Below are 14391 nucleotides of genomic sequence, written 5' to 3' on the forward strand. Positions count from 1 at the left end.
TGCCGGCTTGCTGCCGATATATACGTGCTGATACGTGCGATGTGGCGGCGAACGCAGCTGAAATGCCTGTATATTTTACCAGCGTAGCCCCTGGTACGGCAAGATCGCGTGCTGCCGGCGCGCAACAAACGGCGTGGATAGAAGGTAACTTACTGGCCAGCCGGAAATAGGGAACCCAATGACTTCCCGACGGGAAAAAAAAGGCTCGCAAGCAGGATACCCGGCATCCAGGCCTCTTATGGAAGGGAGGCCGCGAAAATGGAAGGGAGGCCGCGAAATATCCGACTTGCCTTTCATCTGCGACTCGGCGTTTGCCGCCGGAACATGGCGTCCGGCTCTACGCGCCTTGTTCCAGCAAGCGCCCGATGGTGGCGCCGAGTTCCATGTCTTCGATGTGGCCGAAGTGATGCAGCCTCAATCGTCCCGCGCGGTCGATCAGCAGGGTGGTGGGCGTGCCCTGCATGTTGTAGGCCTGCATGGTCTGCGGCAAGCCGCCATACGCCGATGGCGCGTCGATGCCGACTGGAAAGCCTATGCGGTATTCATGCAGGAACGCGGCAAGCGCCGCGCGCGAGCCCTGCGCTTCGTGGTGCTCGAAAACCGTATGCAGTCCGATGACCGCAAGGCCGGAACCGACAAACGCCTTGCGCGCGCACAGGGCTTGCGGCAGGCCGAGGCTGACGCAGCCCGGGCACAGCATCTGGAAGGCGATCACAAGCACGACGCGGCCGCGCAGGGCGGCCAGCGACAGCGGCTCGGGCGTGTTCATCCACTGCAGTACCTGCCATTCGGGCGCGGGGATGGATATGCTCATGGGATATTGCCTTCTTTTCTTGCTGGGGCCAGGCTGGAATCGGGCGGTTCGCAGGCCTGGGCCGATCCATGCACAGGCGTGGGTAGCTCTTTTCATGCGGGCCGCCCTTCGTCTTCATATTACTGCTTGGAGCCCGCCGTTCCATGGCCTGGGGATTCGGGCCCGGCAGCCCATCCGCACGGTCTATCTACGCGACCCATCAACACGACCCATCAACACGATCCATCAACACGATCGCCGCGGCGCTGGGGGCCGCATGGACATGCGCCGCGGACGGGCGCTATAGTGGCCGTACCGGCGGGCGGCGGCTCAGGGCGCGGCGCCGCCGGCATGCAAGGCAAGCAGAGGAAACACGATGGCAGCAAGCCCCGAAGCCCCGCAGATCATACGCTTGAGCCACGCGCATGCGTCGGCCGAGTTTGCGCCGTCCGCGGGCGGGCTGTTGATGAAATGGACGGTCGACGGCCAGGACGTCATCCATTGGCCCGGCGCTCCGGACTGGACCCCGCCGCACCATATCCGCGGCGGCGATCCGTTGCTCTTCCCGTTCATCGCCAGGCATTATGTGGATGGCAAGCTCGGCTTCTGGAAAGATGCGGCCGGCGTGGTGCGCGCGCTGCCCATGCATGGCTTTGCGCGCGACTTGCCGTTCGATCACGAAGTAGATGCCGATGGCCTGGGCATCGCCATGACGCTGCGCGACGATGCCGCCACGCGCCGCATGTATCCCTTCGGCTTCGTATTCACCGCGCATTTCCGCCTGCATGGCAATGCGCTGGAGACCAGCCTGCGGACTACCAATACGGGCGCCGCGCCCATGCCTTATTACCCCGGGCACCATTTCTATTTCGATCTGCCGGCGGCGCGCCGCGGCGACAGTGTCCTGCATCTGCCCGCCAATCGCGTGCAAGAGGCGCTGCCCCGTGGCGGCGTGACCGAGCCGCGGCCCGGTCCGAGCCGTTGCGTGCTTTCCGACCCGCAATTGATCGACCGCTTTCACGTGTTGAACGAACCCGGGCTGGTGCATCTGGACATGCCCTGGCGGGGCAGGCGCGTGACGCTCGACCTGGCCGATACCCCATGTCCCTGGTATGCGGTGACCACCTGGACGGAAAGCGACAGCGCCGATTTCTATTGCATAGAGCCTTGGCTCGGCCTGCCCGACGCGATCCATCACGGCCAGGGCCTGCGCTGGCTGCAACCGGGCCAGACCGAAGAGGCGCGCTGCCGCATCAGCGTCGCGCCGCTGGCTGCCGCGGCCTGATACGGATTTGCAATCGGCCGAAGATCCAAGACCTTGCATTGCTTTGCCCGGCCTTGTCTTGTTTGGCCAGGCCAGGCCTCGCCTGGCCGCGCCACCTCGCTACCTGCATCGCCTGCATATAGCCCGCTGTCCAGGCCTTCTTGTCGATTACCGGCCTATCCCTGTTTTTGATTCTGTTCCCGGACTATGGAATCGGAGTTTGGCGCATCGGCGTTCGCTTGCCCCCGGCGCGGCCATACCGGGTCGAAGTGCGTCATCACGTCCAGCACGGGTTCGTGCTGCATGACGCGCTTGCGGGCTTCTTCCGCAATGGCGTGGCCCTGGGCGATGGTGAGCGCGGCATCCATTTCCAGGTCGACTTCCACCCAGATCATGTCGCCCATCTTGCGCGTCTTCAGCCTGTGCACGCCCAGCACGCCCGGCGTGGACGCCAGCTGGGCGCGGATGCGCGCCTGCGCTTGGGCGTCGACGGCGCCGTCCATCAGGTCGTGGAAGGCGGCGATGAAGAATTTGGACCCGACACGGGCGATCATGACGCCGACGATCAGCGCGGCCAGCGGGTCGGCCAGCGGAAAACCCGCCAGGTTGGCGATGATGCCGAGGGCCACCACCAGCGAGGACGCCGCGTCCGAGCGGGCGTGCCAGGCATTGGCCGCCAGCAGTGACGAGCGCAGCCGCTTGGCGACGCGCATCATGTAGCGGAACAGCAATTCTTTGGTGCACAGGGCCAGCAGGGCCACGCCCAGGGCCGCAACGCCGACGGTGCCCAGGTCGGCCGGATTCTGCAGCCGTGTGAACGCGTTCCACACCATGCCCGCGCCGACGATCATCAATATGGCGCCCAGCATCAGGGACGCGGCGTTCTCGAAGCGGCGGTGCCCGTACTGGTGGTCGGCGTCCGGCGCCTTCAGGCTGTGCTTGCCGGCTACCAGCACGACCGTGTCGGACACCACGTCGGAAAAAGAATGCAAGGCGTCGGCCACCAGGGCCTGGGAATGCGAGAGCATGCCCACTGTCGCCTGGACCGCGATCAAGCACGTGTTGACGGCGATGCTGGTCAGGGTGCTGCGGCGGCCTTCGGCCGGATTGGGGAAATTGCGCGGAGTGTCGGGCGAGGCGTCCATGGGGACTTGTTGTCGGGCGATGCTTGATGTTAACAGGTGCGGCCGGCTAGGTGCGGCCGGCCAGGTGCGGCCGATGAGGTGCGTCCGGCGCCCGGATGGCTTGCGCTAAACTCGGTGCAACCCGGACTCCGCATGTCGAGGAATGCCTTGAAGCTTCAACTCATCCGCAACCGGCTCGCACGTCTGCTCGGCGGCGCACCGCTGGGGTGGATCCTGGCCGCGCTCGTGGTGCTGGACGGCTATCTGTTCCTGCAACCCGGCCTGTCCGCAGTCAGGCAGGTGCCGGTGCAGGGCTGGCGCGGCTGGCTGGCCATGGACAACCTGAATGCGCTGCTGCAGTCGGGGGTGGCGGGCCTGCCGCGCCTGATGCTGGGCGCTGGCTTGCAGCTCATGGCCCTGGGTCTGATCCTGCGCGCGCGTATCGCCTGGGCGTTTTCGTTGCTGCTGCTGATCGCGGTGGGCACTTTCTCGCTATGGCAGGCCAACGGACATGTGGGCCTGGCCGCCTATACATTGCTGCTGGTATGCCTGCTGGTGGTCTATTGGCGGCAGTTCGACCGTTCCAGCCTGGCGGCGGGCTCGCTGTTCGCGGTGCTCAGCATCGTGTCGCTGCTGATCTATGCCGTGTATGGCAGCCTCTACCTGGGCGACGATTTCCAGCCGAAGATCCACGACGCCGCCACCGCGCTGTATTTCTCTATCGTGTCGATGTCCACCGTGGGCTACGGCGACATCACGCCGCAGAGTACCGCGGCGCGCCTGTTTTCGGCTTCCATCATCATCCTCGGCATCACGGTGTTCGCTACGTCCGTCAGCGCCATCGTCGGGCCTATCATAGGCGGCAACCTGAAACGCCTGGTCAAGGGGCGACTGTCCAACGTCATGAGAAAGAACCACATCATCATCGCCGGCGCGACGCCGCTGGCGCAAAGCGTCTACGAAGGCCTGCGCCGGCGCGGCCACAACGTGACCGTGGTCGTGCCCGATGGGGTGCAGCACGGCTATCCGGCCGACGCCGATCTGATCCAGGGCGACCCCACCGACGCGTCGGTGCTGACCGAGGCCGGGGCGCCGCGCGCGGAATATGTGCTGGCCTTGCGCGACGACGATGCCGAGAACGCCTTCATCGTGCTGGCCGCCAAAGAAATCGCCGGGCCCGAAACGCGCACGGTGGCGCTGGCCAATACCACCACCCACCTGCAGAAAATCAAGAGCGTGAACCCGGACATGGTGTTCTCGCTGCAGTTGCTGGGCAGCGAGATCTTGTTGCGTACGCTCAGCGGCGAGCCGCTGGACAGCGACGCCATCACGCGGCTGTTCTTCGCGCGCAGCACCCAGCCTTCGGCCTGATTGCCCGGCCGCGCGCGCAAGGCGGCGCCTGACGTTAGCGGCTCAGTGTATGCGCATGCCGGGCTGCGCGCCGGGGCAGGGTTCCAGGATGTAGATGCCGGCGTCGACGCTTTCGTCCTCGTGGCTGGCGGCCAGCACCATGCCCTCGGACACCCCGAAGCGCATCTTGCGCGGCGCCAGGTTGGCCACCAGCACCGTCAGCTTGCCGACCAGGTCGGCCGGCGCGTAGGCCGACTTGATGCCCGAGAACACCTGGCGATGGCGGCCTTCGCCAACGTCGAGGGTCAGGCGCAAGAGCTTGTCCGAGCCTTCGACCGCGGCGCAGTCGACGATGCGCGCGATGCGCAGGTCGATCTTGGCGAAATCCTTGATGTCTATGGTGTCGGCAATGGGCTCGCCGCCCGGCGCGGGCGCAGCGGCCTCGGGCGCCTGCGGCGGCTCGAAGAGCTGGTCGAGCAGCTTGGGGTCGACGCGCTGCATCAGGTGCTTGAAGGCGGCGATGCGGGTCGGCGGTTCGGCGGCGTCGGCCCAGGCGAAGCCGTGTTCCAGGCCGAACAATTCGTGCGCCACGGTCTGCGCCAGCGCCGGCAGCACCGGGGCCAGCATCACCGACAGCGCCTTGAAGCCCGCCAGCGCGCGCGAACACACGTCCTGCAGCGCGGCCTTGCGCTCGGCGTCGGCCTGTTCCAGGCCCTTGGCCATGACCCAGGGCTGGGCAGCGTCGAAAGCCTGGTTGATGCGGTCGGCGTAGGCCATGGCGTTGCGTATGGCCCGGCCGTATTCGCGCGCTTCGAAATCGGCGCGCACGCTTTCGGCGGCCTGGGCCAGTTCGGCGCGCAGCGCCGCGACGTCGCCCTGGTAGGCCAGTTCGCCGCCGAAATGCTTGTTGATGAAATTGGCCGCGCGGCTGGCGATATTGACGTACTTGCCGACCAGGTCGCTATTGACGCGGGCCACGAAGTCGTCGGGATTGAAGTCCAGGTCTTCGACGCGCGCATTGAGCTTGGCGGCGATGTAGTAGCGCAGCCATTCGGCGTTCATGCCCAGTTCCAGGTAGCGCAGCGGCGAGATGCCTGTGCCGCGGCTCTTGGACATTTTCTCGCCGCTGACGGTGATGAAGCCGTGCACGTTCAGGGCGTCGGGCACCTTGCGCCCGGAGAAATACAGCACCGCGGGCCAGAACAGGGCGTGGAAATAAACGATGTCCTTGCCGATGAAATGTATCTGCTCGGTGGGCCCGGCAGGGTCCAGCAGCGCGTCGAAATCCAGGCCACGCTTTGCGCAATACGCCATGAGCGAGGCCAGGTAGCCTATGGGCGCGTCCAGCCACACATAGAAAAACTTGCCCGGAGCGTCGGGGATGGGAATGCCGAAATAGGGGGCGTCGCGCGAGATGTCCCAATCGGCCAGGTTGGATTCGGCGCCGGAGGCGCCGCCGCCCAGCCATTCGCGGGTCTTGGCCAGCACCTCGGGCTGCAGCCGCTTATGGCCGGCGGCATTGCTGCCGGCGGTCCAGGACTGCAGGAATTCCACGCAGCGCGGATCGGACAGCTTGAAGAAGAAGTGTTCGGACGACTTGAGCACCGGCGTGGCTCGGGTCAGCGTCGAGTAAGGCTCGATCAGGTCGGTCGGGGCATAGACCGCGCCGCAGACCTCGCAGGAATCGCCGTACTGGTCCTTGGCATGGCAGTTCGGGCATTCGCCCTTGATGTAGCGGTCGGGCAGGAACATGCCCTTGACCGGATCGTAGAACTGCTCGATGGTGCGGGTGGTGATCAGGCCCTGTTCTTTCAGGCGCAGGTAGATCTGCTGCGACAGCAGTGCGTTTTCCTGGGAATCGGTGCTGTGCCAGTGGTCGAACTCGACATGGAAGCCGTGCAGGTATTGCGGGCGCTCGCCCGCGTAGCGGGCCACCAGGGCCTGCGGACTGATGCCTTCGCTTTCGGCCTTGAGCATGATGGGCGCGCCATGCGCGTCGTCGGCGCCCACGAAGTGCACAGTATGCCCGGCCATGCGCATCGAGCGCACCCAGATATCGGCCTGGATGTATTCCATGATGTGGCCGATGTGGAAGGAACCGTTGGCGTAGGGCAGGGCAGTGGTGACGAAGAGCGTGCGCGGCATGAGTGCGTAGGGGCGAAAGTGATGAATGTAAGGAAAGGAATCAGAAATAGAACGGGCCCGGCGGGCAGTTTCGGCCCGCCGGGCAAATACTGGCAAAGCTAGAGGCAAAGTTTACCGCGCCAGCGTCCGGCCATGGCCGCTGGCCGCCGCGCCCCGGGGCGGAAAGAAGAGCCCGGACTCGGTCTAGTGGATTTCGCGCATTTCCACGTCGACCACATCTTTGTTTTTAAATGTCTTTTTATGCGGCGACGGTTTGTGGCGCTGGTCCCAGTAGGCGCGTACGCCGAAGGGGCGGCCCTTGATGCGCGCCACTACGTACAGTACGGCAATTGCAATCGCCGTGGAAACCATGAAAATGAAAGCCATGATGGTGCCGAAGACCGCCAGCACCAGGAATAGCCCTACTCTCAGTATTTGATTGAATGTGTTCATTGTGTAGTGTAGACAGCCCGTGCGGAAAATAATTCCGCCAATCCGCTATTCTTTAGGCTGCAGTCGTCTTTAGGCTGAAGTCATTGTAATCCCTTGGAAAGGCTGGATTGAAATGAGTGTGACCCCACAACAGATTCGTGCGACGCTGGCGCAGGTGGAAGACCCCCGCAGCGGCGCGGCCCTGGCCATTACGGCAGGCAATAGCGATGTCCATCTGGACGGCAACGAGCTGAGCCTCGTGCTCGCCCTGGGCCATCCGCTGCACAATCGCCAGACGGAGCTGCGAAAGCGTATCGAGGCCGCGGTGCGCGGCCTGGGGTTGGAGCTCAAGGACATGCGCGTCACCACCTCGCTGGTCTCCACGCATGCGGTGCAAGGCGGGCTCGAACCGCTGCCCAATGTGCGCAACATCATTGCGGTAGCTTCGGGCAAGGGCGGCGTGGGCAAGAGCACCACGGCGGTCAACCTGGCCCTGGCGCTGCAGCGCCAGGGCGCGCGCGTGGGGCTGCTCGATGCCGACATCTACGGCCCCAGCGTGCCCATCATGCTGGGCCTGTCCGGCCGCCCCAAGAGCAACGACGGCAAGACCATGGAACCGCTGGTCGGCCACGGCTTGCAGGCCAATTCCATAGGCTTCCTGATCGATGCCGACGCGCCCGCGATCTGGCGCGGCCCCATGGTGACCCAGGCGGTCGAACAACTGCTGCGCCAGACCAACTGGGACCGCCTCGACTATCTCATCGTCGACATGCCTCCGGGAACGGGCGATATCGCCCTGACCATGGCGCAAAAGGTGCCGCTGGCCGGCGCGGTCATCGTCACCACGCCGCAAGACCTGGCCCTGGCCGATGCGCGCAAGGCCTTGCGGATGTTCCAGAAGGTCAACGTGCCGGTGCTGGGCGTGGTCGAGAACATGTCGGTGCACGTGTGTTCGCATTGCGGGCATGCCGAGCCGATCTTCGGCGAGCATGGCGGGCGCGACATGGCGGCGGAATTCAATCTGCCCTGGCTCGGCGCCTTGCCGCTGCGCATGGACATCCGCCAGCAGACCGACTCGGGATCGCCCACCGTGGCGGCCGATCCCCAGGGTCCGGTCGCGGCCATGTACCTGGACGTGGCGCGCAAGGTCGCCGACATCGTGGCCAGCCTGCCCCACGATGCCGCGGGCAAGGCGCCGCCGGCCGCGGCCGCGCACTGACGGGGTGCGAGTGCGCGCGGTCGCCGCCGGCCTGCTGATGGCGCTCGGAATGGGCGACGCGGCATGCGCGGCGGCGCCCGAGGTCGTCATCGATCCGGGTGGCGTGGGGCCGCAGGCCTTGCAGTCCATCAATAATGCAGTAGCCGTCATTACCCGCCTCGCCCAGGACCAGGACGCCAGCGAAATGTCGCGCTTGCGCCGGCGCGCGCGCGAAGCGACGGTCTCGGCGCTGGCGACCCAGGGTTATTTCTCGCCCAAGGTGACGCTGGAAGTAGGCAAGGACGTGGGCGGCGAGACTTGGGACATCACCATCGAGCCCAACGAGCGCACCACGGTCAGGAAGGTCGACCTGTCCTTCACGGGCAGCATCGCCACTCCCGCATTTGCCGACCGTATCGCGCAGATCCGCGCGGCCTGGCCGCTGAAACAGGGCAAGCCTTTCGTCAACGACCAGTGGAGCAAGGCCAAGGCCGACCTGGTCGACAATGTCAGCACACGGGATTTTTATCTTGCCAGGCTGGTGAGTTCGCAGGCCATCGTCGACGCCGACGCGGCCCGCGCCGACCTGCGCATGGCCGTGGACAGCGGGCCGCGGGTGCGCCTGGGCGAGATGACGGTCATCGGACTGCGGCGCGTGCCGCAGAAGCTGGTCGACCGCTATGTGCGCTACACGCCCGGCGATGCCTATGACCAGACCCGCCTGGACGACTGGCAGCAGGCGCTGCAGTCCACCACGTTTTTTCGGGGCGCCTTCGTCACCCTGGACAAGAGCCATCCCAAGACCTTGCCCGACGGCGATGTCGAACTGCCGGTACAGATCAAGGTCACCGAGGCGCCGGCGCGGTACTTTGCCACATCGCTGGGCGTGGACAGCGACAACGGCGTGCGGGTCGAGGGCTTGTATCGCCAGAACGTAGTGTTCGGCCAGCCCATATGGATAGAAACCGGCGCGGGGGTCGACAAGAACCGGCAGCGTGTCTTCTATGACGTGCATTTGCCGCCCACCGTGGACGGCAATGACGACAGCATCGGCGTGCTGTACAGCCATTCCGACGTCGAGGGGCTGGACAGCGAACGCGCCGGGCTGGGCTGGAAGCGCAAGCAGGTGCGCAATGCGGCCGGCGACAGCCGCGTGCAGTTCGAGACCCAGTGGGGCCTGGTGGCCGCGTACGACAAGACCAAGATCGAAGGCGACGGCAGCTACGAAGTGCCGACGCTGGTGGGCACCTGGGACTGGCTGCGGCGCGACGTGGACAACAAGTACGATCCGCGCGAAGGCAACCTGGTCGACGTCGGCCTGGGCGCCGGCACGACCCTGGACACCGGCGAGCCTTTCTACCGGGCGGACCTGCGCGCGCAGAAATGGTGGCCCGTGGGCCGCCGCGACGTGTTTACGGTGCGCGGCGAGGTGGGCAAGGTGTGGTCTCATACCTCGCGCCTGCCGCAGGATTTCGGCTATCGCACGGGCGGCGCGCGCACCATCCGCGGCTATCGCTACCAGAGCATCGGCCTGCAGCAGGGCGACGCGGTGGTCGGCGCGCCGGCCTTGGCGGTGGGTAGCGTCGAGTACATGCACTATTTCAATGACCGCTTCGGCATGAGCGTGTTCGTGGACGCGGGCGATGCCGCCGAGTCGTTCGGCGCCATGCAGTGGGCGGTCGGCTATGGCGTCGGAGCGCTGATGCGCACCCCCGCCGGCCCCTTCTTCATCGATCTCGCCTACGGCCAGCGCGACCACAAGCTGCGCCTGCAGTTTTCTCTGGGTATTGCGTTTTGAACAGGCTGTGGCGATGGATCCGGCGCTTGCTGGGCGGGCTGGGCCCGACGGCCTTGCTGTTGATCGCGGTCGCGGCGGGCTTCCTGTTCTGGTGCGCCGGCTCGCAGCAAGGTACGCGCTGGCTGCTGCATACCGCCGCCCAGCAATTGGACGGCCGCATCGAGGGCGTGCAGGGCTCGATCTGGTCGGGGCTGCGGGTGCGCGACGTGGACCTGAAGTTTCCGGGCGCCGCGGTGCGCATGCGGGAACTGCACCTGGACGTGGATTGGCGCGCCTTCCTGGATCACAGGCTGCACATACGCGTGCTGGCCGCCGACCGTGTCGATCTCGACCTTACGAGCACCGGCCAGCCGCCCTCGCAGGAACCGCTGCGCATACCGGCCTTGCCGGTGGGCATCGTGCTGGAGCATTTCGGCGTCGGCGAGCTGAACATACGGCAGGACGGCAAGCCGCTACCGGTCGGCATCAAGGATGTGGCGGCGGCCTTGTCGGTGACCGGCGACGATGCGCGCCTGGACATCGTGAATGTCGGATTGAGCTACGACACGGTGGACGTGGGCGTGGACGGCCAATTGAAGCTGCTCGGCCTGGCGGATCCCTGGCCCATGCAGGGCAGCCTGAAAGTGCACGCGCAAGGCTTGCCCGACGATACCTTGCTGTGCGCCCGCCATTTCGTCCCGACCTTGCCCGAGGGCGACAAGGAAAACCCGGCGAATCAAGCCTGCGAGCTCGACGTGAAGGCGGATCTCAAGGGCACGCTGGATGCGCTGAACGTGGTGCTGGGCGCCCACGGGCAGGGGCTGCAGCTGGATGCCGACGCCGACCTTGCACCGCGCGCCGGCTTTCCCTTGCGGCGTGCCAAGCTGGACCTGGGCCTGCCCGACGGTTCGGCGCTGCAGGCGCGGGTCGACTGGACCGAGGAAACCGTGGCCGGCGCGGTAAAGGACCGGGTGCAGGGCAGCCTCAGCAGCAGCAAGCTGGACCTGGGGGCGCTGGTAGGGCCGGCGATTCCCGCCACGAAGCTGGATTCGACCGTGGACTTCGACGTGCTCCTGGCCGACCGCAAGGAACTGTTGTCGGCCGGACTGCGGGCGCGTTTCGATCCAGGCTCGAGCTGGAACCGCGAGCCTTTGTCGGGCACGCTGGAAACTCGGGTGGTGAGTACCGCCCCGGTGGCCGCCGGGGCGCCGGCCGCTGCAACATCGGTTGCCGGAGCGCAGGTCGCTGCACCCGCAGCGGCGTCGGCCGGGGGCGCCTCCGCGCCGGCTGCGCCACAGGGCCGGCCGGCGTCCGCGGGAAATGCTCCGCAGGAAGCCCGGGCTTCGGCGGCGTCCGCGGGGAAAGCTCCGCAGGAATCTCGGGTTTCGACGGCGGTTGCGGGGACGACGGCGGCGGGAGCCCCGGCTGCTGCTGCGGCCCCGCCGCCGGCCGTGGCCGGCGATTCATGGAAATTCCTGCAGTTGGAAACCCTCAATATGGACTTGCGCCTGGGGCGCAACCATCTGCGGGCGTCCGGGTCCCTGGGCCAGGCGGACAGCCGCCTGAAGCTCGATCTGCAGGCGCCCGTGCTGTCGGCATTCTGGCCGGGGCTGCCCGGCGGCGCGACCTTGTCGGGCCAGGTACAGGGTTCGCCCAGCGCACATTCTACTGACCTGGTCTTGAGCTATCTGCCGGCCCCGGGCAAGCCCGGGCAAGCCGGCAAGTCCGCCAGCGCCGCCAAGACGGCCAAGACCTCCAAGGCCTCCAAGACCGCGAAATCCGCCAGAGCGGCCAAAGCCACCAAGGCCGTGACGGCTGCGAAATCCGCGAAATCCGCGAAATCCGGGAAAGCCGCAAAGGCAGCGGCGGCCGCGACGGCTACGAAAACCATGACGGCCTCGAAGGCCACCGCGGCCACCAAAACCATGACGACCAAGAAGACCGCAGCGGCCGCAAATACAGCGAAGCCCGCCCAGGCGGCGCGCTCGGGCGCTGTGTCGCCACAGGCCGCCGCCCCGATCAAGGCCAGGCTGGCGGCGAAGGGGGCGTGGCAGGCCGACGCCGCAGGGGGCCAGACCTGGCACGGCGAACTGACGCGCTTCGAGGTAGAGCAGGCCGGCATGGGGGTACGGCTGCGCGGCGTGTTGCCGGTGTCGCTATTGCCGCAGGCGCAGGCGCCCGCTTGGCAATGGCAGATAGGGGCGGCCACTCTGGAATTCCTGCTGCCCTCGGGCCAGGGCTTCGTGCTGCGGCACGAAGGCACGCGCGGGCGCCCCGGGCGCTGGGAAACGCGAGGCTCGATAGCCCGGCTGGCGATCAATCCGCGGCTGATCCACGACTTGCGCAGCCGCTTTGGCGCGCCACGCGAGCCGGGCAACGGGCGGGTCAAGGTCGCGCAGGATGAGCGCGCGGGGCGCAGCGAGCTGGTGCTGGCCGCCGACTGGAACCTGAAATTCGACGGCACGCTGCAGGGTGACGCGCGCATACGGCGCCTGTCGGGCGATGTGATGATTCCGGGCTCGCCACCTGTGCCGCTGGGGCTGCGCGAACTGGAACTGGACGCGAAGGCGGTCAAGGCGGGCGCGGCGGCAAGCCGCCTGGACCTGGCGCTGAAGGTCGACACCGCCGCCAAAGGCACCATTTCGGCCAATGCCAGCACCCAGTTGCGCACCTCGGCGCAGGGCGGCCTGGAATTCGGCGCCAAAGAGCCGGTGGATCTGAGCCTGCATGCCGATATTGCCGACCTGGCCTGGCTGAGCCTGTTCGCGGGCGACGACACGGACCTGGGCGGTTCGCTGCATGCCGACGTGAAGGCGGCGCGCAAGGCCGACGGGACCTGGGCCACCCAAGGCACGATCGGCGGCAGCAAAATCAAGCTGGTGCGGCTCGACGACGGCGTGCGGCTGTTCGACGGTACGCTCCAGGCGCACCTGGACGGCCAGCGGCTGGTGCTGGACAAGCTGCAGTTTCCCGCAAGACTGCGCGTCGATCCCAAGGAATGGCGCACCAGCGAATGGGTGCATACCAGCCCCGATGCCAAGAACGGCAGCCTGACCTTGACGGGCGACTGGGATTTGATGAAATCCGCGGGCGCGGTGAATATCGAGCTGTACCGCTATCCCATCCTGCAGCGCTCCGATCGCTACGCGATGATCAGCGGCAAGCTGCGCATAGATGCCGAGATACCGCGCATCGGCATCACCGGCTCGCTGACCGCCGATGCCGGCTGGTTCGACCTGGACATGCTGAGCAGCGTGCCGACCCTGGACGGCGACGTGGTCGTCGTGCGCGCCGGCCAGGAGGCCCCGCCTGCCGCGCCCATGGATGTTTCCATGGACCTGACGGTGGACCTGGGGCCGCGCTTCTATATAACCGGCTACGGCCTGGATTCGGGCCTGGTGGGCAGCATGCGCATCGTGATGGCGCAGGGCAAGCTGACCGCCGAAGGCGCGCTGCGCACCCGCGGCGGCTCGATCTCGGCCTATGGCCAGCACCTGCAACTGCGGCGCGGAACCATTACCTTCCAGGGCGACATCGGCAATCCGGTGCTGAATATCGAGGCCCTGCGCACCGGCGTGGCGGTGGAGGCCGGCGTGCGGGTGGCGGGCACGGCCAAGCGGCCGCGCATCGACCTGGTGTCCTATCCCGACGTGAGCGACGTCGAGAAGCTATCGTGGCTGCTGCTGGGCCGGGCGCCGGACGAGGGCGGCGGGGACACGGCGCTGCTGCTGTCGCTGGGGACCTCGCTGCTGGGGGGCGGCGCGCCGCTGTATCGCAAGCTGGGTCTGGACGAGGTCTCGATCCAGTCTGGCGAACTGGGCAGCACGGGCAGCCTGCTGCCGGTGCAGACGGTGGTCAACGACATCAACAACAGCAGCACCGACAGCGCGCTGGAGCAGCAGTTCGTGCGGGCCAGCAAGAAGATCTCCACCAATATCACACTGAGCATCGAGCAGGCCCTGTCCCAGACCGGCACGGTGGGGCGCCTGAGCTACCATTTGTCCAAGGGGCTGAGCGCCGAACTGAGCGCCGGGACGGTGAACGGCATTGCGCTGGTGTACCGGACATTTTTCAAGGACTAGTGTCGTGCCTCAGAAGTTCGTACCCATGAAATTGCGTCTTCGCGTGTAGGCCGGCGTTGCAAATCCTCGCGATAGTAACGACTATCGCTGCGGTTTGCGCCTTGCCCTGCGCACGAATCCATCAATTTCATTATGAGCACCAACTTCTGAGGCACGACACTGCGGGCTCCCGGCGAGCCGCCGGGGCTTGCCCGGAGCGGCCCGCCACGGCCCCGCCCGGCCGTCGGGGCGCCCCTTTTCGGAGCGC

General features: G+C 66.5%; 9 protein-coding genes. 5 read left to right on the forward strand and 4 right to left on the reverse strand.

What is annotated here, in order from left to right; all coding sequences use genetic code 11:
* Positions 1 to 337: 337 nt before the first annotated feature.
* Complete coding sequence (locus KVP10_RS07045; protein WP_217963860.1) at positions 338 to 814, reverse strand: redoxin domain-containing protein; 477 nt, start codon at positions 812 to 814, stop codon at positions 338 to 340.
* A gap of 355 nt (positions 815 to 1169) precedes the next feature.
* On the opposite strand from KVP10_RS07045, the gene KVP10_RS07050 reads away from it, so the two are divergent.
* Positions 1170 to 2078, forward strand: coding sequence for an aldose epimerase family protein (locus tag KVP10_RS07050; protein ID WP_217963861.1), 909 nt, complete (start codon positions 1170 to 1172; stop codon positions 2076 to 2078).
* 155 nt (positions 2079 to 2233) lie between these two features.
* Here KVP10_RS07050 and KVP10_RS07055 read toward each other — a convergent pair whose 3' ends face one another.
* Positions 2234 to 3202, reverse strand: a complete 969-nt coding sequence (locus tag KVP10_RS07055; RefSeq protein ID WP_217963862.1) for a cation diffusion facilitator family transporter — start codon at positions 3200 to 3202, stop codon at positions 2234 to 2236.
* Between the two features lie 147 nt (positions 3203 to 3349).
* Here KVP10_RS07055 and kch point away from each other — a divergent pair, with 147 nt between their 5' ends.
* Positions 3350 to 4552, forward strand: coding sequence for a voltage-gated potassium channel protein (kch, locus tag KVP10_RS07060; RefSeq protein WP_246600458.1), 1203 nt, complete (start codon positions 3350 to 3352; stop codon positions 4550 to 4552).
* A 42-nt stretch (positions 4553 to 4594) separates the two neighbouring features.
* Here kch and metG read toward each other — a convergent pair whose 3' ends face one another.
* A complete protein-coding gene (gene metG, locus KVP10_RS07065; RefSeq protein ID WP_217963865.1) occupies positions 4595 to 6676 on the reverse strand; it encodes a methionine--tRNA ligase in 2082 nt (693 codons plus the stop codon).
* Between the two features lie 183 nt (positions 6677 to 6859).
* Positions 6860 to 7108 (reverse strand): hypothetical protein, encoded by a 249-nt coding sequence (locus KVP10_RS07070; protein WP_217963867.1) that lies wholly within the window; start codon positions 7106 to 7108, stop codon positions 6860 to 6862.
* Between the two features lie 112 nt (positions 7109 to 7220).
* Here KVP10_RS07070 and apbC point away from each other — a divergent pair, with 112 nt between their 5' ends.
* Genes apbC through KVP10_RS21250 form a run of 3 tightly spaced genes read left to right on the forward strand, consistent with a single transcriptional unit; the run spans position 7221 to position 14144 of the window.
* A complete protein-coding gene (gene apbC, locus KVP10_RS07075) occupies positions 7221 to 8306 on the forward strand; it encodes an iron-sulfur cluster carrier protein ApbC (RefSeq protein WP_217963868.1) in 1086 nt (361 codons plus the stop codon).
* Positions 8307 to 8343: 37 nt separating this feature from the next.
* On the forward strand, positions 8344 to 10083 hold the full coding sequence (locus tag KVP10_RS07080) for an autotransporter assembly complex protein TamA (RefSeq protein ID WP_217964484.1): 1740 nt from the start codon (positions 8344 to 8346) through the stop codon (positions 10081 to 10083).
* Positions 10084 to 10109: 26 nt separating this feature from the next.
* Positions 10110 to 14144, forward strand: coding sequence for a translocation/assembly module TamB domain-containing protein (locus KVP10_RS21250; RefSeq protein WP_246600459.1), 4035 nt, complete (start codon positions 10110 to 10112; stop codon positions 14142 to 14144).
* Positions 14145 to 14391: the final 247 nt, after the last annotated feature.

Origin of the sequence: Candidimonas humi (assembly GCF_019166065.1) — a bacterium.
Lineage (GTDB): Bacteria > Pseudomonadota > Gammaproteobacteria > Burkholderiales > Burkholderiaceae_B > Candidimonas > Candidimonas humi.

Excerpts from the sequence above, each read along its gene's own strand:
- KVP10_RS07045 (WP_217963860.1), bottom strand. The coding sequence starts at position 814 with ATGAGCATATCCATCCCCGCGCCCGAATGGCAGGTACTGCAGTGGATG.
- KVP10_RS07050 (WP_217963861.1), top strand. The coding sequence starts at position 1,170 with ATGGCAGCAAGCCCCGAAGCCCCGCAGATCATACGCTTGAGCCACGCG.
- KVP10_RS07055 (WP_217963862.1), bottom strand. The coding sequence starts at position 3,202 with ATGGACGCCTCGCCCGACACTCCGCGCAATTTCCCCAATCCGGCCGAA.
- metG (WP_217963865.1), bottom strand. The coding sequence starts at position 6,676 with ATGCCGCGCACGCTCTTCGTCACCACTGCCCTGCCCTACGCCAACGGT.
- KVP10_RS07070 (WP_217963867.1), bottom strand. The coding sequence starts at position 7,108 with ATGAACACATTCAATCAAATACTGAGAGTAGGGCTATTCCTGGTGCTG.
- apbC (WP_217963868.1), top strand. The coding sequence starts at position 7,221 with ATGAGTGTGACCCCACAACAGATTCGTGCGACGCTGGCGCAGGTGGAA.
- KVP10_RS07080 (WP_217964484.1), top strand. The coding sequence starts at position 8,344 with ATGGCGCTCGGAATGGGCGACGCGGCATGCGCGGCGGCGCCCGAGGTC.